The organism is Lysobacter sp. P5_B9 (assembly GCF_054049835.1).
This window is the reverse complement of record NZ_JBFULP010000005.1, coordinates 61,590-81,802: the sequence shown is the minus strand read 5'-3', so window position 1 is coordinate 81,802 and position 20,213 is coordinate 61,590. Positions and strand designations below refer to the sequence as shown.

The window sequence follows — 20,213 nt, the reverse complement described above, 5'->3', positions numbered from 1 at the left end:
ACGGGCGTGAAGCGGCCTCTTCCGAGCGGCCGATCCAGCCGTCGGTGCCCATGCTCCGATGCTACGCCAATGCGGCCTGGTGCACTCCCGCCACCGCCCGTCCCGATGGATCCGCCATCGCCGCGAACGCCGCGTCCCACGCGATCGCGGCCGGCGAGGAACACGCGATCGACTTGCCGCCCGGCACCGTCTGCGCGCAGGCCACGCCCGGGAAGAACTGCTCGAAGATATGCCGGTACAGGTAGGCCTCCTTGCCCTGCGGCGGGTTGACCGGGAAGCGGCTCGCGGCGGCGGCAAACACGCGGTCGCTCACCTGCGCCTGGGCGTGCGTCTTGAGGCCATCGATCCAGCCGTAGCCGACCCCGTCGCTGAACTGCTCTTTCTGCCGCCACAGGATCGAATCGGGCAGGTAGCCCGCGAAGGCCTCCCGCAGGATCGCCTTTTCGATGCGCCGCGCGCCGCGGGCGTCGACGCCCGCCATCTTGAACCGGGCGTCCATCCGCATCGCGACATCGAGGAATTCACGGTCGAGGAACGGAACGCGCGGCTCCACGCCCCAGGCCATCATCGATTTGTTGGCTCGCAGGCAATCATGACTGTGCAGTGCGTCGAGCTTGCGGATGGTTTCCTCATGGAACTCGCGGGCGTTCGGCGCCTTGTGGAAATACAGGTAACCGCCGAACACCTCGTCGCTGCCCTCGCCCGACAGCACCATCTTCACGCCCATCGCCTTGATCCGGCGCGCCAGCAGGAACATCGGCGTCGAGGCGCGGATCGTGGTGACGTCGTAGGTCTCGATGTGCCGGATCACTTCCGGCAGGGCGTCGAGGCCCTCCTCGAAGGTGTACGTGAAGCCGTGGTGCACCGTCCCGAGCGCCGCCGCGGCGACTTCCGCCGCGGCCAGGTCCGGCGATCCGTCCAGGCCGATCGCGAAGGAATGCAGGCGCGGCCACCACGCTTCGGCCCGGTCGTCGTCCTCGACGCGACGGCGCGCATAGCGTGCCGCGACCGCGGCGACCAGTGACGAGTCCAGTCCGCCCGACAGCAGCACGCCGTAGGGCACGTCGGTCATAAGCTGGCGATGCACCGCGCGCTCGAAGGCCTCGCGCAGTTCCTGCTTCGCCACTTCCACACCTTGGGTCACGGCGTAATCGCGCCACGGCGCGACGTAGTAGCGCACCGGTTCGCCCCTGGAACTGTCGAAGTAATGACCCGGCGGGAACTGCGCGACATCGGCGCAGGTGTCGGCCAGGGCCTTCATTTCCGAGGCCACGCACAGGCGGCCCTCGGCATCGTGGCCCCAGTACAGCGGACATACGCCGATCGGATCGCGTGCGATCACGTAGCGCTGCCGCGGGCGGTCCCACAGGGCGAAGGCGAAGATGCCATTCAACGCGTTGAACCATGCGCCGATGTCGTCGCTGGCACTGCTTGCACCGGCTGCGTACAGCGCGTTGATGACTTCGCAGTCGGAGCCGGTCTGGAACGCATACGGCTTGGCCAGCTGCTGCTCCAACTCGCGATGGTTGTAGATCTCGCCGTTGACGGCCAGCACCAGCCCGCCATCTTCCGAGCGCAACGGCTGCGCGCCGCCGGCGGGATCGACGATCGCCAGGCGTTCGTGGACGAGGATCGTGCCTTCGTCCTGGTACACCCCGCTCCAGTCCGGTCCACGATGGCGCTGGCGTTGGGACAGCTCCAGCGCGCGTCGGCGCAGGACGTGGAGATCGTCGCCGGCCTGCAGGCCGAAAATGCCGAGGATGGAACACATGGAGGACTCCTTTGTTTTCCTGGGTTTTGAAGGGACGAAACGAAGAAGCCCGCGCTTTTGGCGCGGGCTTCGTGAGCGATTGAGCGGTCTGTAACGCGCGCTAATCGCCGGCCCGCGGGAGGCTGGCGTTATTGCGGTTGTTATTGTTCAGGCGGGCCACGGGCATGCGGCCGCGCAGCGCGGCGAAGGACATGCGATCAGGGGCCTGCAGGGATGTCATGGATCGATCCTGCTTGAGGCGGGCGCCGCTTGCAAGCGATCGTTTCTGGTGCAACGGCGGCGACGGCCACTTCGGCTAAGCTTCGTCGCGGAGGGAACACCCATGATGAAGTGGATCCGGCGGGGGCTGCTCGCCCTTTTGCTGTTGCTTGTTGTCCTGGCGGTGGCGGCCTGGTGGCTATTGCGCGGGAGCCTGCCCAAGCTCGATGGCGAACTGTCGCTGACCGGCCTGTCCGCGCCCGTGACGGTGCAGCGCGACAAGCTCGGCGTGGTCACCATCGAAGCGGCGAACCAGGCGGACGCCATGCGCGCACTCGGTTACGTGCATGCGCAGGAACGCTACTTCGAGATGGACCTGCTGCGCCGCACCGCCGCGGGCGAGCTCGCCGAACTGTTCGGCCCCATCGCGGTCGATCTCGACAAGCAACACCGCATCCATCGCTTCCGCGCCCGCGTGGACGCGAACCTCGACGAAATCGTCGGCACGCACCGGCCGCAGATGCAGGCCTATGTCGAGGGCGTCAACGCCGGCCTGGGCGATCTCAAGGTCCGGCCATGGCCTTACCTGCTGCTGCGCACGCAACCCAAGCCGTGGCGACTCAGCGATTCGCCGCTGGTCGCCTATGCGATGTACTTCGACCTGCAGGATGGCGAGAACGCACGCGAGCTGGCGCTGTGGAAGATGCGCCCGCACCTGCCGCCCGCGCTGTTCAAGCTGCTCACGCACGACGGCAGCCGCTGGGACGCGCCGTTGACAGGCGGACCACGCGGCGACGCGGCGCTGCCGACGGCGGACGAAGTCGACCTGCGCAAGCTCCCCCACCCTGCAAAGCAGGGTGAAGCGAAGCCCATGCCGCGGGTGATCGGCAGCAACAACTTCGCCGTGTCCGGGGCAGTCACCCGCGATGGCCGCGCGATCGTCGCCGACGACATGCACCTGGGCCTGCGCGCGCCGAACATCTGGTTCCGCGCGCAGTTGCATTATCCCGACGCGCAGGCCCCCGGCGGGCGCGTGGACATTGGCGGCTTCACCCTGCCCGGCCTTCCGTTCACGGTCGTGGGCAGCACTGGCCACGTGGCATGGGCTTTCACCAACAGCTATGTCGATACGCTCGACTGGGCGGTGCAGGACGTGTGCGCCGGAAAAGCGACCTCGTCGTGCGTTCCGTCGGTGCACCACGCCGAGAGGATCGCAGTGGCCGGTGCGAAGCCGGTCGACTACGACGTCGAGGAAACCGACTGGGGTCCGGTCATGGCGCACGACGCGCGCGGCCGCGCGCTGGCGTTGCGCTGGGCGGCGCACCTGCCCGGATCGCTGAACCTCAACCTGGTCGAACTGACGCACGCGCAGTCGCTGGCAGACGCCGTGGCGATCACCCGCAACGTCGCGATTCCCGCGCAGAACATGCTGATCGCCGACAGCCAGGGGCAGATCGGCTGGCGCTGGCTCGGGCCCATCCCGGTGCGCGATGCCGCGTGCGACGCGGCGCAACCCGTCGAATTCACCGGTCCGGTTTCCGCGTGTCCGGCGTGGCCCATCAGCACCTCGCGTGCGCCGCTGCTTACACCGACGCATGGACGCCTGTGGACCGCCAACAATCGCGTTGCCGGCGATGAAGTACTGAAGATGGCAGGCGATGGCGGCAGCACGCTGGGCGCGCGCGCGAAGCAGATCCGCGACGACCTGTTCGCGAAGTCGCGACTGGACGAACGCGACCTGCTCGCGGTCCAGCTCGATGACCGCGCGCTGTTCCTGCAGCCGTGGTGGCAGCTGCTGCGCGACGAAGCCGCGCGCACCAGGGCGCCAGCGATCGGCGAACTGGCAGCCGCGGCCGCGACGTGGCAGGGCCGTGCGAGCACCGATTCGGTGAGTTACCGCATCACGCGCGCCTGGCGGAGGGCCGTGAGCGATCGCGTGGTCGATGGGTTGACCGCGCCCGCGCAGGTCGCACTGGGCAAGGACTTCGTGTTGCCGGGATTGCAGCAGCAGGAAAGCTTCGTCTGGCCGCTGGTGACGCAGCGCCCCGCGCACCTGCTCTCGCCGCGCTATGCGGACTGGGATGCGCTGCTGGAAGATGCCGCACGCGAGGTGCGCGACACCCTGGAGCAGCAGGGCCCGCTGTCCGCGCGCACCTGGGGTGAACAGAACACGGCGAAGATATGCCACCCGCTGGCACGGGCCCTCCCCTCGTTCGCCCGCGGCGCCCTGTGCATGCCATTCGAATCGCTCGCGGGCGATGTCGCCATGCCGCGCGTGCAGGCGCCCGACTTCGGCGCATCCGAACGCATGGTGGTGTCGCCCGGCCACGAGGCCGACGGCATCATCCACATGCCCGGTGGCCAGAGCGGCAATCCACTGTCGCCGTTCTGGGGCGCGGGACATGACGACTGGGTGCACGGACGGCCTACACCTTTCCTGCCCGGCGCCACGCAATACAGCCTGCGAATGCGACCCGCCCCCCACACCCCCTGAGCGCCCGATCAGAGGAATGCCGCGCGCGCGGCTTGCCAAGGCGAACGACGGGGAGCGCGCTTCGTGATCAATTAAAAAGGCGGGCAAAGGCCCGCCTTCTTGTCTTCGCAATGGGGCAACCCATTCCTTACGCGAGCACCTTCTCGATCAGCTCGAGGTACAAGTCCGGCAGCCTTTCCAGGTCCGCCACGGCCACGTGCTCATCGACCTTGTGGATGCTGGCGTTCACCGGTCCGATCTCGATGCACTGCGTGCCCAGCGGCGCGATGAAACGCGCATCCGAGGTACCGCCGCCCGTGCTTTCCTCCGGCGCGGCACCACCGAATTTCTCCAGCACGTCGCGCGCCGCGGCACGCAGCGGTCCTTCCGGGGTGTGGAACGGTTCGCCACCGCGGTGCCACTGCGCCTCGAATTCCAGGCCATGCGCGCGCAGCACGGTCTCGCATTCCTGCTCCAGCTGCACCGCGCGCCAGTTCGGGTTGTAGCGCAGGTTGAACAGCACCCGCAGCTCGCCGGGAATCACGTTGTTGGCCCCCGTGCCGGCATTGATGTTGCTGATCTGCAGGCTGGTCGGCGGAAACGTCTCATAGCCATCGTCCCAGCGACGCGCGGCGAGTTCGGCCAGCGCCGGCATGGCCTGGTGGATGGGATTGCGCGCCTTCTCGGGATAGGCAACGTGGCCCTGGATGCCACGCACCGTCAGCGTCGCCGACAGCGTGCCGCGACGGCCGACGCGCAGCAGGTCGCCCAGCTTCGCCTTCGACGAGGGTTCACCGGTGATGCACCAGTCGATGCGTTCGCCGCGCTCCCGGAAGAGGTCGGCGACCTTGCGGACGCCATCGACCGCATCGCCTTCCTCGTCCGAAGTCAGCAGCAGTGCGACGCGACCGCGGTGGTCCGGATGCCTGGCCACGAAGCGCTCCAGCGCGATCACGAACGCGGCCACACTGCCCTTCATGTCAGCGGCACCGCGCCCATACAGCAGTCCGTCGCGGACTTCCGGGACAAACGGGTCGCTGGCCCAGGCCTCGCGCGGGCCCGGCGGCACGACATCGGTGTGGCCCAGCAGCACCAGGGTTTCCGCGCCTGCTCCATGCGTCGCCCACAGGTTGTCGACTTCACCGAAACGCAGGTGTTCGCAGGCAAAACCCGCGCGTCGCAGCCGCTCGGCGATCAGCCGCTGGCAGCCGGCGTCGTCCGTCGTGATCGACGGCCGGGTGATCAGTTCCTTGGTGAGGTTGACGACTTCACTCATGCCGGTCGCGCTCACTTGCCAGCCTTCATGAGGGATGTACCGAAACGCAGCTTGAAACCGTTGTCGCTGAATCCCTGCGTGATCGCTCCGTCATCGGTGACCACGACCGGACGCCGGATCAGCTGCGGATACTCCTTCAGCAGCAGTTTCCATTCCGCGTCCGAACCCGGTGCCTTGCGGTTGTCCGGCAGGGTGCGCCAGGTGGTCGACGACTTGTTGATCATCGCGTCCCAGCCGCCGAGCCTGTCCTTCCATTCGACCAGCGTTTCCGGCGACTGCCGGTTATCGCGGTAGTCGACAAACGCGTGCGCGATGCCGAAGCGGTCGAGCCACTTGCGCGCCTTCTTGCAGGTATCGCAGTTGTTGAGGCCGTAGAGAGTTGTCATGTCGGTTTCAAGTCGGGTGGCGCAACCGGTCGATGCGCAGGATCAACGCCTCGGCCACGGGATTGCGCGCGAAGGGATTGAGCTGGAACGAGGTTTTCGGAATGAATACGATCTGGTCGCCCAGCTTGCTGGCCGAACGCAGGCGCAGAGTGATGCGCCGCGGATTGGTGAACTGGCTTGAATCCACGTTCATCACACTGGCCAGCGCAATCCTATCCTCGACGCTTCCTCTCCTGACCAGCAGGTAATTGCCGCCGTCACGGACTTCGTCGGCGAGATCCCAGAGCAGCTTGCGGAACAGGAAGAACCCGAAGGCAGCCATCAGCAGCGGCTGGATCACGAACATCGGCCCCTTCCTCCATGCCCCCGTCGCTGCCCCGATTACCAGGGACAACACGAGGATTCCGAACCAGAAGGCAGGAAATATCCGTTTGATGAAGAAAGTCTGTCCCGAAGAAATTCGTTCCATGGTTTCCCTTACTCGGCCAGCCCGCGCAGCAATTCGTTGATCGAGGTCTTGGAGAGCGTCTTCTTGTCCACCTGTTTGACGATGACGGCGCAGTACAGCGAATGCGATCCGTCCTTCGCGGGCAGTTGTCCGGAAACGACCACGCTGTAAGGAGGCACGGAACCGTAGCTGATCTCGCCCGTGGCGCGGTTGTAGACGCGCGTGCTCTGGCCCAGGAAAACACCCATGCCGATCACGCTGTGATGGCCGACAACGAAGCCTTCCACCACCTCCGAACGCGCGCCAATGAAGCAATGGTCCTCGATGATCGTCGGCGACGCCTGCAGCGGTTCCAGCACGCCGCCGATGCCCGCACCGCCACTGAGGTGGCAATGCTTGCCGACCTGCGCGCAGGACCCGACCGTTGCCCACGTATCCACCATCGTGCCCTCGCCAACGTGCGCGCCGATGTTGACGAAGCTCGGCATCAGCACCACGTCCTTGCCGATGTGGGCGCCGCGGCGCGCGATCGCGCCCGGCACGATGCGGGCGCCGAGCTTGCGGAAATCGCTTTCACCGAAGCCCTCGAAGCGCGCCGGGACCTTGTCCCAGAACGGCGCCGGCTGCGCATCGACCAGCTGCATCTCGTTGACGCGGAAGTACAGCAGCACCGCCTTCTTCAGCCACTCGTTGACCTTCCAGCCACCCTTGCCATCGGGCTCGGCCACGCGGAACTCGCCTTTTTCAAGTCCGGCGATCACGCGCTCCACCGTTGGCCGCGTGGACCCGTCGATCTCGTCGAGGCTGAGCATGGCCCGGCGCTCGAATGCGCTTTCGACCATGAACTTCAGTTCTTCGACGCCCGGGCTCTTCGGTGCGGCCTTCTTAGTCACCTTGCGGGCCGTCTTCTTCTCATTCATTGCTTTTCTCCATCGAGGCAGGCGAGCAGCGTTTCCCGCAGCGCCTGCTGTTGCGTTTCGTCCAGCGGCTGGTCGCGCCGGTCGGTGATCTGGAATACGTCCTCGGCGCGTTCGCCGAAGGTGGCGATGCGCGCATCGTGCACACGCAGCCGATGCTGGCGCAGCGCCTGGGCGACATCGGCGAGCAGGCCGGGGCGGTCGGTGCAGACGAGGCTCAGCATCGTGCGCTCGGCGCTGCCGCCGGCCACGCGGTCGAAACCGATGTGCGCGGCAATGCGGAAATGGCGCAGATGCCGTGGCTGTGCACGCCGCGTCGGACGGATGTCATCGAGCGAGCCGGCCAGTGCGTGGGCCAGGCGCAGTTCGACCTCTTCAGCGCTCGGCGTCTGGCGCGGATCGGCCGGCATGACCTGGAAGCTGTCGAACACCATGCCGTGCGGACCATCGAGCACGCGGGCCTGCTGGATGGCGAGGCCGAGGCGATCGAGCGTGGCCACGATCGCGGCGAACAGGCCGTCGCGGTCGGGGGAATGGACAAACACTTCCAATGCACCCTCGCTGCCGCTGACCGGACGGGCGCGCACGCAGCCCTCGCCCACGGCAAGTTCGCGCAGCGATGCCGCCTGCCAGGCGATCTGGTCCGGGCGGCCGCGCTCGAAGCCGATCTGCGGCATGCGCGCGAACAGCGCGTCCACCTCGGCATCACTGCTGCCAAACGCCGTGAGCGTGGCACGCGCGCCGTTGCGCGTTTCCGCGCTGCGTTCCCCGACCGCGACGGGATTCTCCAGCCCGCGACGCAGGGCCAGGCGCGTGGCGGTGTACAGGTCGGCCATCAGCCGGTCCTTCCACGCGTTCCACAGTTTCGGTGACGTGCCGGCGATGTCGGCGCAGGTCAGCAGGTACAGGTTGTCCAGGCGTTCGCGATCGGCAACGCGCGTGGCGAAGCGGTGGATTACCTCGGGATCGGCGATGTCCTGCTTCTGCGCGGTCATCGACATCAGCAGGTGCTGGCGCACCAGCCATTCCACCAGGGCGGTGTCGCCTTCGGACAATCCGTGCGCTTCGCAGAACTCGCGCGCATCGACGGCGCCCAGTTCGGAGTGGTCCCCGCCACGGCCCTTGGCGATGTCGTGGAACAGGCCTGCGAGCAGCAGCACTTCCGGCTTGCGCAGTCGCGGCCACACCTGGTGCGCGAGTGCGAAGCGCTCATCAGGCTCGCCGGAGGCGAACGCGGCGAGGTTCTTCAGTACCGCGAGCGTGTGCTGGTCCACCGTGAACACATGGAAGAGGTCGAACTGCATGCGCCCGGAGACACTCGCGAACGCGGGAATCCAGCGCCCCAGGACACCCAGGCGCGCCATGCGCTTGAGGGTCTCCACGGCCTGTGGACCGCGCAGCAGGCGCATGAATCGCTGGCGCAATGCGGGGCTCGCTTCGTTGTAGGCCGGAATGAGCGGCAGGGCCTCGGCGAGTGCACGCGCGGTGCGCGAATGCAGGCCGCGCGCATCCTCGCGCGCTGCCCAGAGCGCGAACAGGGCGAAGACATGGCCTGCGTCGTGTGGCCACGCCGCATCGCGCGCAGCGAGGTACCCGCGACGCAGTTCGAACAGGTCGTCGATCGCTTCGGGCGTGGCCTCGCCCTCCGACTGCTCCTCGAAACGCTGCAACAGCCGGTCGCCGATGCGCAACACCAGCGCGGCGCTGCGGTAGAAGCCCTGCATCATCTGTTCGACGGCAAGATTATCGGCGCTGTCGACGTGGCCAAGGCGTGCGGCCAGCAGTTTCTGGTAGTCGAAGCGCAGGCGCTCCTCGCGCTTGCCGGCCACCAGGTGCAGGCCGAAGCGCAGGCGCGACAGAGCGCGGCGCTCGCGTTCGAGCGTCGCGAATTCATCGGCGCCCAGCTGGCCGATCGCCATCAGCGAATCGGGATCCCAGGTGCCGATGATGCGCAGCGCCATCCAGCGGAATGTCTGCACATCGCGCAGGCCGCCCGGGCCTTCCTTGAGGTTCGGTTCGAGGTTGTCCGCGGTGTCGCCGAACCGGGCATGGCGCGCGCGCTGCTCTTCGCGCTTGGCTGCGTAGTAATCGCGCGGCGGCCAGATCAGCTGGGGAGAAACCGCGGCAGCCAGTTGCGACGCCGCGTCGAGATCGGCGGCCAGCACCCGCGCTTCCAGCAGGGCCGTAAGTACGGTGATGTCCTCGTGCGCGGCGCGCGTGCACTCGGCTGCGGAACGCACGGCATGGCCGACCGGCAGTCCGGCATCCCATAGCAGGGTGAAGAAACGGGCGAGCGCGTCCGCATGCCCGGCCTGCGCATCGGCCTCGCCAAGCACCAGCAGGTCGATGTCCGATTGCGGGAAGAGTTCACCGCGGCCATAGCCGCCCACCGCGAACAGCGACAGGACGGCATCCTGCGGCAGGCAGTGCGACCACGCCTCGCGCACCACGGCATCGACTTTCTGCGCGCGCGCAGCGAGCAGGCGGTCGATATCACCGTTGTCGTCGAAGCGCGCGGCCAGTGCGGCGTCGTTCTCGGCGATCGCGCTGCGCGTCGCCGCGGCCCACTGCGCATCGGCGACCGGATCGTGCTGGTCGGTCGCCGGTGTGCTCACAGGTCGTTGTCGTCGCCCGGCAATCGCGTGAGGATCTCGACGCCGGTTTCGGTCACCGCCACCGTGTGCTCCCATTGCGCGGACAACTTGCGGTCCTTGGTGACCACGGTCCAGCCATCCGGCAACAACTTGGTATGGCGCTGGCCTTCGTTGATCATCGGTTCGATCGTGAAGGTCATGCCCGGCTTCAACACGAGTCCTTCGCCCGGGCGGCCGTAATGCAGCACCTGCGGATCCTCGTGGTAGACCTTGCCGATGCCGTGTCCGCAGTACTCGCGCACGACGCTGAAGCGTTCGCCTTCCGCGTACTGCTGGATGGCGTTGCCGATATCGCCCAGGGTCGCACCCGGCTTGACCGTGCGGATGCCGCGGAACATGGCCTCGCGGGTGACGTCGACCAGCCGCTTCGACATCACCGACGGCATGCCGGCGATGTACATGCGGCTGGTATCGCCGTGCCAGCCATCCTTGATCACGGTGACATCGATATTGATGATGTCGCCGTCCTTGAGGATCTTGGCCTCGCTCGGGATGCCATGGCAGATGACGTTGTTGACCGACGTGCAGATCGTCGCCGGAAAGCCCTTGTAGCCGACGTTGGCCGGTATGGCGTTCTGGACCTTGACGATGTGGTCGTGGCAGATGCGGTCGAGCTCGGCCGTGGACACGCCGGGCTTCACGTGGGGGGCGACGACCTGCAGCACTTCGGCGGCCAGGCGGCCAGCGACGCGCATCTTCTCGATCTCGTCCGGGGTCTTGATGGTGATGGGCATCCGTGAATTATCGCCCATGTAGGGCCAGGCTTGGCCCGCCCCCGCGGCAGGTGGGCCTAGTGAAGGGACCTTTCGACCTCCGGGAGGACCGATCCGGCGGGCTCCCGGGCCATCGTTGGCCGCGAGGTTGCCCGGGACCGGCGGGACCGGCATAATTCCGCGGCTCTGTGGCCTGCCACGGACCGCCACGCCGGGCGACACCGGCGAATACACACCCGCTGCCACAGCCCGTGCCGGGGTGCTCCAGGTCCAACAGGACCGGAGTTCGGCCACGGAAGCAGCGGGGAGGCCCAACCCCGGAACCGTCGCCTTCAATGGCGAGCCGTCCTTAGATGTGTCGCTCATCCTGAGCCCATCGAAGGAGGCCGGTTCCTCATCGGAGTAATGCAATGCCCCAGATCACCATGCGCCAGATGCTGGAAGCCGGCGTCCATTTCGGCCACCAGACCCGTTACTGGAACCCCAAGATGGGTCCGTACATCTTCGGTGCCCGCGGCAAGATCCACATCATCAACCTCGAGAAGACCGTTCCGCTGTTCAACGACGCGATGAACTTCATCTCGGGCGTTGCGCAGAAGCGCGGCGTCATCCTGTTCGTCGGCACCAAGCGCTCCGCGCGCGACGCGATCAAGGAAGAAGCCGAGCGTTGCGGCCAGCCGTTCATGACCCAGCGCTGGCTGGGCGGCACCCTGACCAACTTCGCCACCGTGAAGAAGTCGGTCGCCCGCCTGAAGGAACTGGAAGCCGCTGAAACCGACGGCACCTTCCAGAAGCTGGTCAAGCACGAAGTGCTGACCCTGCGCCGCGAGCGCGAGAAGCTGCAAGCCTCGCTGGGCGGCATCAAGGAAATGAACCGCCTGCCCGACGCCCTGTTCGTGATCGACGTCGGCCACGAAGACATCGCCATCAAGGAAGCCAAGAAGCTCGGCATCCCGGTGATCGCGGTCGTCGACACCAACTACGATCCGGAACTGGTCGACTACGCCATCCCGGGCAACGACGACGCCATCCGCGCCGTGCAGCTGTACGCCCGCGCCGCCGCCGACTCGGTGCTGGAAGGCAAGGCCGCCGCCCCGCAGGCCGCTTCGGTCCGTGAGGAAGAGTTCACCGAAGCCGCTGCCGAAGGCGACGACAAGGCCCCGCGTGGCCGTGCCCCGGCCAAGAAGGCCCCGGCCAAGAAGGCCGAAGCCGCCGAGTAAGACTCGCCGGCTTCACAACCAGCGAGTTGCGGSCGCGCCAAGCTGCGCGGCCGCAACAATCGCATTCGCGTTGCGCGGGCCATGGCCTGCCACGCCATTCCGGCAAGCCGAGGCTTGCCCTACAAATTTTCCGAGGTAACCCCCATGGCAGAAATCACCGCTTCCCTGGTCAAGGAACTGCGCGAGCGCACTGGCGCCGGCATGATGGAGTGCAAGAAGGCACTCACCGAGAACAACGGCGACATCGACGCCGCGGCCGAATGGCTGCGCAAGTCGGGCCTCGCCAAGGCCGACAAGAAGGCCAGCCGCGTCGCCGCCGAAGGCCGCATCGCGGTCGCCCAGGATGGCGGCAAGGCCGTGCTGGTCGAGATCAACTCGGAAACCGACTTCGTCGCCAAGGACGTCAACTTCATCGGCTTCGCCGATGCCGTCGCCAAGGCTGCGCTGACGTCTGGCGCCGCCGACGTCGACGCCCTGAAGGCCGCCAAGCTGCCGTCCGGTGAAACCGTCGAGGAAACCCGCGCTGCCGCCATCGCCAAGCTCGGCGAGAACATCCAGGTGCGTCGCATGGCCACCATCAGCACCGGCAACAACGTCGCCGCCTATGTGCACGGCGGCAAGATCGGCGTGCTGGTCGAGGTCAAGGGCGGCGACATGGACCTGGCCCGTGGCATCGCGATGCACATTGCCGCGATGAACCCGCCGTACAACAAGGCGGCCGACGTGCCGGCCGAGTTCGTTGCGAAGGAAAAGGAAATCGAGCTGGCCAAGATGTCCGACAAGGACAAGGCCAAGCCGGCCGAGATCCTCGAGAAGATCATCAGCGGCAAGATCGCCAAGATCGTCAACGAGGTCACCCTGTACGGCCAGCCGTACGTGCTGAACAGCGACCAGACAGTCGAGCAGGCGGTGAAGGCCGCCGGCGCCGACGTCGTCGGTTTCCAGCGCCTGGTGGTTGGCGAAGGCATCGAGAAGGTGGTTGAGGATTACGCCGCCGAAGTCGCCAAGGCGATGCAGGTCTAAGCGACCCGGCCATCGTGGTTCGATCACGAGAAACCCGCGGGAAACCGCGGGTTTCTCTTTTTTCTACTCCCCACTTGCGGGGAGAAGATGCCCGCAGGGCAGAAGAGGGGGAGCGAGCGTAGCGAGTTGCTCTTCGCTTGCGGAGCAAAGGCAACAGCTACAGCAGCTCGCTGCGCTCGCCTCCCCTCACCCGCCCTGCGGGCACCCCCTCCCCGCAAGCGGGGAGAGGGACCTGGCATCGGCTACAATTCCGCCGTTTGCATCCCGCGCCGCCAACCCCGAGGTCGCCATGTCCCAGCTCGCCTATCGCCGTGTCCTGCTGAAACTGTCCGGCGAGGCGCTGATGGGGAACGAGGATTACGGCATCGACCCGGTGGTGCTCAACCGCCTTGCGCGCGAGGTGATCGAGGCGCAGCAAGCCGGGGCCGAAGTGGCGCTGGTGATCGGCGGCGGCAACATCTTTCGCGGCGCGGGCCTCGCGGCCGGTGGCATGGACCGCGTCACGGGCGACCAGATGGGCATGCTGGCGACGGTGATCAACGCACTGGCGATGCAGGACGCCCTCGAAAAGCTCGGCGCCAAGTGCCGGGTGATGAGCGCCATCAAGATCAACGACGTGTGCGAGGACTACATCCGCCGCCGCGCCGTGCGCCATCTCGAGAAGGGCCGCCTGGCCATCTTCGCCGCCGGCACCGGCAACCCCTTCTTCACTACCGACTCGGGCGCAGCGCTGCGCGCGATCGAGATCGGTGCCGACCTGCTGCTCAAGGCGACCAAGGTCGATGGCGTGTACGACAAGGATCCGAAGAAGCACGCCGATGCGGTGCGCTTCGACAAGCTCACCTACGACGAAGTCATCGCCCGCAACCTGCAGGTGATGGACACCGCGGCCTTCGCACTGTGCCGCGACAGCGACCTGCCGCTGCGCATCTTCGACATGAGCCAGCCGGGCGTGCTGCTGCGCATCCTGCGCGGCGAAAACATCGGCACGCTGGTGCGCGGACGCAACGCCGGCCTGTAACGGGCGGACGCTTTCCCCATACAGGTCCGGATGCGAATCCGGCCGCAATAGTGTTGCGGCCCTGCCGCATGACAGGATCGGGCATGGGCCTCGGACACCACCACGACCACGACGGGCATGGCAATGGCCATAGCCATGGCAGCAGCACACGCGCCTTTGCCGTCGTCACCCTGATCAACCTCGCCTACACGGTGCTGGAGGCCGGTTACGGCTTCGCCACCAATTCGCTGGCGCTGCTCTCCGATGCGCTGCACAACCTGGGGGACGTCCTGGGGCTCGCACTGGCCTGGGGCGCTGCCGTCATCGCGAAACGCGCCCCTACCGCGCGCCACACCTACGGCTGGCGCCGCGCCACCCTGCTGTCGCCCCTGGCGAATGCGCTGTTGCTGGTAGCGTTTTCCGGCGCGCTGGGCTGGGAAGCGATCCGGCGTTTTTCCGCACCGCCGGAAATCCCCGCCCTGCCGGTGATCATCGTTGCCGCGATCGGCATCGCGGTGAACCTGGGCGCCGCGTGGTTCGTGCGCGATGGCCACGACCATGACCTCAACCGTCGCGGTGCCTTCCTGCACCTGGTCGCCGACGCCGCGGTTTCGCTGGCCGCGGTGTTCGCCGGTACGGGCATGCTGTGGCTGGGCTGGGAATGGCTGGATCCGGTGACCGCACTGCTCATCGGCGCCGTAGTCGCGCTGGGGGCTTTCGGGCTGCTGCGCGAGAGCTTCAACGCCGCGATGGATGCGGTTCCGCGCGGCATCGACCAGGCCGAAGTGCAGGCCTACCTCGCTTCGCAACCGGGCGTTGCAGCCGTGCACCACCTGCACATCTGGTCGCTGGGCGCGGGCGAGGTCGCAATGACCGCGCACCTGGTTCGCCCCGACGACCGCGACCACGACGCCTTCATCGACCGCATCAACAGCGAGCTGGACGACCGCTTCGGCATCAACCATCCCACGCTGCAGGTCGAGCGAGGGGCGGGATGCGAGCACGACCGCCACGATCGCGCGCCGCACGCCCACTGAAGGCGGCCCCGCCTGCGGATTTCCGCGGAATTTCGGCCCACCGCCTTCCCGCCGCTATAATCCCGCGCCTATCGATGCGCCTCCGGGCGCACCATCCACTACAGGACCGGAGCCGGCGATGCTCAACGAGATCAAGAAAGACGCCCAGACCCGCATGGCCAAGAGCGTCGATGCGCTGCGCCACGACCTCGTGAAGGTACGCACGGGCCGCGCTTCGGCCGGACTGGTCGACTCGATCAAGGTGAACTACTACGGCTCCGAGATGCCGCTGAGCCAGGTCGCCAGCGTCGCCGTCTCCGACGCACGCTCGCTGACGATCACGCCGTGGGAAAAGCAGATGGTCAGCGCGGTCGAGAAAGCGATCCTGGCTTCGGACCTGGGCCTCACCCCCAACACCGCCGGCACCGTGATCCGCCTCAACCTGCCCGCCCTCACCGAAGAGCGCCGCAAGGAGCTCTCCAAGCATGTGCACGGCGAGGGCGAGGATGCCAAGGTCGCCATCCGCAACATCCGCCGCGACGCCAACAGCCAGGTCAAGGAACTCCTGAAGGAAAAGAAGGTGACCGAGGACGAGGCGACGCGCACCGAAGGCGAGATCCAGAAGATCACCGACAGCGCGATCAAGGACGTCGACGACGTGGTGAAGGCGAAGGAACAGGAACTGATGGCGGTCTGACGGTTCGCCGGAACTGGAATGGGGACGGCGCATCGACCACGGCCGTCCTGCCCATGAGCGCCCCTGCGATCACCCGTTCCCACCTGCCACGCCCAGCTTGATGAGCACGATTCCCCGCCATCTCGCCGTCATCATGGACGGCAACGGCCGCTGGGCGCAGCGACGCCGCCGGCCACGCATGATCGGCCACCGCGCCGGCGCGCGTACGGTCAACCTGTGCATCGATTTCTGTCTCGAAACCGGCATCGAGGCGCTCACCCTGTTCGCGTTTTCCAGCGAGAACTGGGGACGTCCTGAGGACGAAGTCGGTGCATTGATGAAGCTGTTCCTGGGTGCGCTCGAACGCGAGGTCGACGAACTCGACCGTCGCGGCGTGCGCATCCGCTTCATCGGCGAGCGCGAACGCTTCGCCGAAGCCATCCGTGCGCGCATGGCCGCCGCGGAAGTGCAGACCGCCGGCAACACGCGCCTGCACCTGACCATCGCCGCCAGCTACGGCGGCCGCTGGGACATCGCACAGGCCGCACGTTCCCTCGCCCGCGACGTCGCCGCCGGTCGCCTCGATCCCGAAGCGATCGACGAAACCCTGCTCGCCGCCCGTGTCGCCCTTGCCGACCTGCCCGCGCCCGACCTGTTCATCCGTACCGGCGGCGATACGCGGGTCAGCAACTTCCTGTTGTGGCAGCTGGCCTATACCGAGTTGTGGTTCACCGAAACGTTGTGGCCGGAGCTGGATGCCGCCACACTGCGACGCGCCCTGGACGACTATGCCAGCCGCGAGCGCCGATTCGGCCTCACCGGTGAGCAGGTCGCGGGCATGCAGCCACGAGAGAACAACGAATGACGAAAACCCGCCTGCTGGCTGCCCTGATCATGGCTCCGGTCGCGATCGCCGCGATCCTGCTTCTGTCGACGCCGTGGATCGTGGCGTTGGCGGCCGTGATTTTTCTCGCCGGCCTGTGGGAGTGGTTCGAACTCGCGGAGATCGAGGACACTCTCGCCCGCACTGTATTGCTGGTTGCGCACCTGGCGCTGATGGTGGCGATCGTGTGGGCGTCGCGATCGGTGGGAGGTTACAGCTACTTCCTGTTCAAGCTCGCAAGCGTGATCGGCGTGGTGTGGTGGTTCTTCGCGCTGCTGTGGCTGCGCAACTACAACTTCGCCAGCAACCACCAAACCTGGGCGCGCTTCTTCAAGCTGGCTGCGGGCGCACTGGCCGTGCTGCCTGCCTGGTGCGCGCTGGCGTGGCTCCATTCCGGCGAACCCAGGAGTCCCGGCAGTGGCAACAATGGCCACATCTGGTTGTTCACCGCGCTGGCGATCGTGTGGGCCGCCGACAGCGCCGCATATTTCGCTGGCCGCCACTACGGCGGCACGCTGTTCAAGGACCGCAAGCTGGCGCCACGGGTTAGTCCGAACAAGACCTATGAGGGCCTGATCGGTGGCGTGGTGGGCGGCGTGCTGGTCGGGGTCTGCGGATCGCTGCTGGCCGGCGCGACCGGCGCGCAGCTGCCGCTGGTCGCCCTGGTCGCGCTGGCGGCCGTGCTCGCCTCGGTCATCGGCGACCTGTACGAGAGCCTGCTCAAGCGCCATGCGGGCGTGAAGGATTCGGGCCACCTGATTCCTGGCCATGGTGGCATCCTCGACCGCATCGACGGCGTGCTGGCCGCCCTGCCCGTGTTCGCGGTGGGCAAGGCGATGTTTGGCTTCTGAAGCCGTGCCGAACGCGCGTTCGGCATGGCGGTGATCTGATCCGATGTCCCAGCTTCCTGCCCGCAACATCGCCGTGTTCGGCGCCACCGGTTCGATCGGGGCGTCGGCGCTGGACGTGATCGCGCGCCACCCCGATCGCCTGCGCGCCACGGTGCTCGCCGCCGGCAGCAAGGTCGATGCACTGCTGGCGCTGTGCCGCACGCATCGTCCGCTGCACGCGGTCATTGCCGATGCCACGCAGTTCGACGCCCTGCGCACGGGACTTCGCGAAGCCGGGCTCGACACGCAGCCGCACGCGGGCGAACAGGCCCTCGAGGACCTCGCCGCCAGCGAGCATTGCGACACCGTGGTCGCGGCGATTGTCGGGGCCGCGGGACTGCCTTCGACCCTGGCCGCGGCAAAGGCAGGCAAGCGCCTGCTGCTCGCCAACAAGGAATCGCTGGTACTCGCGGGCGAACTGCTGATGCAGGCCGCCCACGACAGCGGCGCCGTGATCGTGCCGATCGACAGCGAGCACAACGCGATCTTCCAGTGCCTTCCCGACGCCCATGCACATGCCGGCCTCAAGCGCATCGTGCTCACCGCGTCGGGCGGGCCGTTCCGCGGCCGCCATCGCGCGGAACTGGGCAGCGTCACTCCCGAACAGGCCATCGCACATCCCAAATGGTCGATGGGCCCGAAGATTTCCGTCGATTCGGCCACGTTGATGAACAAGGGGCTCGAAGTCATCGAGGCGCACCACCTGTTCGGCGCGCCGCGCGAGTCCATCGACGTGCTCGTGCATCCACAGAGCCTGGTGCATTCCCTGGTCGAGTTCATCGATGGCTCGACGCTCGCGCAGCTCGGATTGCCCGACATGCGCACCGCCCTGGCCGTTGGTTTCGCCTGGCCGCAGCGCATCGCCTCCGGCGTGCAGGGCCTGGACCTGCTGCAGCATGGCCGCCTCGATTTCGAAGCGCCCGACCTCGATGCCTTCCCCTGCCTGCGGCTTGCGTTCGAAGCCCTGCAGGCCGGGGGAACCGCGCCCGCGATGCTCAACGCCGCCAACGAAGTTGCCGTTTCAGCCTTTCTTCAGCGGCGGATCGCTTTCCTGTCCATTCCCGCACTGGTGGAAGCTACCCTTGATGCGTTGCCCGCCACCGCCGCCAACTCGCTGGACGTCCTGCGCGAAGCCGACGCGGCCGCACGCCGCCATGCCAGCGCGGCGGTAGCCTGATGCACGCGTCCCACCGCCACGCGAGGTGCCGATGATGAGTGAGGTCATTGGCTCGATCTGGTGGCTGCTGGTAAGCCTGGGCGTGCTCGTCACCTTCCACGAATTCGGCCACTACTGGGTCGCGCGCCGCTGCGGCGTCAAGGTGCTGCGCTTCTCGGTAGGCTTCGGCAAGCCGCTGTGGCTGCACCGCGGCAAGGACGGCACGGAATACGTGATCGCGGCGATCCCGCTGGGCGGTTACGTGAAGATGCTCGGCGAACACGACCCGGATACGCCGGTTCCCGCCGACCAGCTGGCGCAGTCGCACGATCGCCAGCCGGTGTGGAAGCGGATGGCCATCTCCCTCGCCGGCCCGGCGGCGAACCTGATCCTGTGCGTGCTGCTGCTGTGGGGCATGTTCGTTCTCGGCCGCCCGGATTTCGCGCCGGTGGTGGGCGCGGCCGAAGGCATGGCCGCCGCCGCGGGGCTGCATCGGGGCGACGAAATACTGAGCGTGGACGGGCGCGACACGCCCACGTGGAGCGAGGTCAGCATGGGCCTGCTTGCCGCCGCGCTGGACCGCAAGGACACCACGGTCCGTGTGCGCGAGCCTGGCGGCACCGAGGCCGAGCGCATGTTCCGGCTCTCACGCCTCCCCCGCGACTTCGACGAAACCCGCGCGTTGCAGCAGTTGGGGTTGCGCGGCCGGCACGAAGCCGTCGCGCCCGTGATCGGCACCGTGCTTCCTGGCAAGCCCGCCTGGGGCGTGCTGGCCGAGGGCGACCGCATCACCGCCATCGACGGCGAGCCGACGCTCTCGTACGAGGACATCGTCCGGTTGGCGCAGCGGCTGGGCGAGGAGAAGCGCGAAGCGATGGTGGAAGTGCAGCGCGGCGAGGACCGCCTGGCCTTGCCGCTGCAGCCGGCCCTGATCCGGACCAGGGATGGCAAGCCGCAGTGGGGCTTCGGCGTGGAGTTGGTGGCATCCGAGCCAAAGAAGGACGCGGTGCTGCGCTACGGCCCGGTCGCCGCGATCCCGGCGGCATTCTCGGAGGCCGCCCACCAGACCCACGAACTGTTCGCGACGTTCACCCGGGCCTTCCGGGGCACGGTTTCAGCCCGCAATACCGTCGCGGGCCCGATCACCATCGCGCGGGCCAGCAACTACTTCGCGCAACAGGGACCCGCGCACTTCCTGATGTTGCTTGCCCTGCTTTCGCTCAGTCTGGGCATCCTGAACCTGCTGCCGATCCCAATCTTGGACGGCGGTCACCTGCTGTATTACCTTATCGAGCTGGTCAAAGGCAGCCCGGTCAGTGAGCGGGTGATGGCCGCCGGCAATTTTGTCGGCCTGGCCTTGATCGCCGGCCTCATGGGCCTGGCGTTCTACAACGACATCGTGAACAACCTGGTGCGGTGATGCTGACGGCGGTGAAGGAAACCGCAGAGGGATCTACCCGGCCGGGAACCAGTTCAGGAAGGACTTGTCCGACCAACGATTCGATGACCAACG

17 protein-coding genes are annotated in these 20,213 nt (G+C 67.1%); 10 read left to right on the top strand and 7 right to left on the bottom strand.

Annotated elements, in window-relative coordinates; genetic code table 11:
- Positions 1-61: 61 nt before the first annotated feature.
- On the bottom strand, positions 62-1,771 hold the full coding sequence (gene asnB / locus ACXJJ9_RS11310; RefSeq protein ID WP_457097278.1) for an asparagine synthase B: 1,710 nt from the start codon (positions 1,769-1,771) through the stop codon (positions 62-64).
- 322 nt (positions 1,772-2,093) lie between these two features.
- On the opposite strand from asnB, the gene ACXJJ9_RS11305 reads away from it, so the two are divergent.
- A complete protein-coding gene (locus ACXJJ9_RS11305; protein ID WP_457097277.1) occupies positions 2,094-4,463 on the top strand; it encodes a penicillin acylase family protein in 2,370 nt (789 codons plus the stop codon).
- A gap of 127 nt (positions 4,464-4,590) precedes the next feature.
- Here the strand turns inward: ACXJJ9_RS11305 and dapE are convergent, their stop codons facing one another.
- The 6 genes from dapE to map are packed head-to-tail and all read right to left on the bottom strand — an operon-like array spanning position 4,591 to position 10,857.
- Positions 4,591-5,718, bottom strand: coding sequence for a succinyl-diaminopimelate desuccinylase (dapE, locus tag ACXJJ9_RS11300; RefSeq protein WP_457097276.1), 1,128 nt, complete (start codon positions 5,716-5,718; stop codon positions 4,591-4,593).
- Positions 5,719-5,729: 11 nt separating this feature from the next.
- Positions 5,730-6,104 carry a Spx/MgsR family RNA polymerase-binding regulatory protein gene (locus ACXJJ9_RS11295; RefSeq protein WP_457097275.1) on the bottom strand — a complete coding sequence of 125 codons (375 nt, stop codon included), beginning with the start codon at positions 6,102-6,104 and terminating at the stop codon, positions 5,730-5,732.
- A 7-nt stretch (positions 6,105-6,111) separates the two neighbouring features.
- Positions 6,112-6,573, bottom strand: a complete 462-nt coding sequence (locus ACXJJ9_RS11290) for a hypothetical protein (protein WP_457097274.1) — start codon at positions 6,571-6,573, stop codon at positions 6,112-6,114.
- Between the two features lie 8 nt (positions 6,574-6,581).
- Complete coding sequence (gene dapD, locus ACXJJ9_RS11285; protein ID WP_457097493.1) at positions 6,582-7,568, bottom strand: 2,3,4,5-tetrahydropyridine-2,6-dicarboxylate N-succinyltransferase; 987 nt, start codon at positions 7,566-7,568, stop codon at positions 6,582-6,584.
- Entirely contained in the window at positions 7,469-10,084 is a 2,616-nt protein-coding gene (gene glnD / locus ACXJJ9_RS11280) for a [protein-PII] uridylyltransferase (protein ID WP_457097273.1), read from the bottom strand. The genes dapD and glnD overlap by 100 nt, the downstream gene beginning before the upstream one ends.
- Positions 10,081-10,857, bottom strand: a complete 777-nt coding sequence (gene map, locus ACXJJ9_RS11275; protein ID WP_457097272.1) for a type I methionyl aminopeptidase — start codon at positions 10,855-10,857, stop codon at positions 10,081-10,083. The genes glnD and map overlap by 4 nt, the downstream gene beginning before the upstream one ends.
- Before the next feature lie 389 nt (positions 10,858-11,246).
- On the opposite strand from map, the gene rpsB reads away from it, so the two are divergent.
- The 9 genes from rpsB (at position 11,247) to rseP (ending at position 20,120) form a co-directional block, all read left to right on the top strand.
- Positions 11,247-12,056 (top strand): 30S ribosomal protein S2, encoded by an 810-nt coding sequence (gene rpsB, locus ACXJJ9_RS11270; RefSeq protein ID WP_457097271.1) that lies wholly within the window; start codon positions 11,247-11,249, stop codon positions 12,054-12,056.
- Positions 12,057-12,200: 144 nt separating this feature from the next.
- On the top strand, positions 12,201-13,079 hold the full coding sequence (tsf, locus tag ACXJJ9_RS11265; protein WP_457097270.1) for a translation elongation factor Ts: 879 nt from the start codon (positions 12,201-12,203) through the stop codon (positions 13,077-13,079).
- Between the two features lie 289 nt (positions 13,080-13,368).
- Positions 13,369-14,100, top strand: a complete 732-nt coding sequence (gene pyrH / locus ACXJJ9_RS11260) for a UMP kinase (protein ID WP_310053418.1) — start codon at positions 13,369-13,371, stop codon at positions 14,098-14,100.
- 83 nt (positions 14,101-14,183) lie between these two features.
- Positions 14,184-15,116, top strand: coding sequence for a cation diffusion facilitator family transporter (locus ACXJJ9_RS11255; protein WP_457097269.1), 933 nt, complete (start codon positions 14,184-14,186; stop codon positions 15,114-15,116).
- A 118-nt stretch (positions 15,117-15,234) separates the two neighbouring features.
- Positions 15,235-15,792 carry a ribosome recycling factor gene (gene frr, locus ACXJJ9_RS11250; RefSeq protein WP_310053421.1) on the top strand — a complete coding sequence of 186 codons (558 nt, stop codon included), beginning with the start codon at positions 15,235-15,237 and terminating at the stop codon, positions 15,790-15,792.
- A 100-nt stretch (positions 15,793-15,892) separates the two neighbouring features.
- Positions 15,893-16,636, top strand: a complete 744-nt coding sequence (gene uppS / locus ACXJJ9_RS11245) for a polyprenyl diphosphate synthase (RefSeq protein ID WP_457097268.1) — start codon at positions 15,893-15,895, stop codon at positions 16,634-16,636.
- On the top strand, positions 16,633-17,505 hold the full coding sequence (locus ACXJJ9_RS11240) for a CDP-archaeol synthase (RefSeq protein ID WP_457097267.1): 873 nt from the start codon (positions 16,633-16,635) through the stop codon (positions 17,503-17,505). Before uppS ends, ACXJJ9_RS11240 begins: the two co-directional genes overlap by 4 nt.
- A gap of 43 nt (positions 17,506-17,548) precedes the next feature.
- Positions 17,549-18,721: a 1-deoxy-D-xylulose-5-phosphate reductoisomerase gene (locus ACXJJ9_RS11235; protein ID WP_457097266.1), complete on the top strand. Its 1,173-nt coding sequence runs from the start codon at positions 17,549-17,551 to the stop codon at positions 18,719-18,721.
- Between the two features lie 34 nt (positions 18,722-18,755).
- Positions 18,756-20,120: an RIP metalloprotease RseP gene (rseP, locus tag ACXJJ9_RS11230; protein ID WP_457097265.1), complete on the top strand. Its 1,365-nt coding sequence runs from the start codon at positions 18,756-18,758 to the stop codon at positions 20,118-20,120.
- The last annotated feature ends 93 nt before the right edge of the window (positions 20,121-20,213 follow it).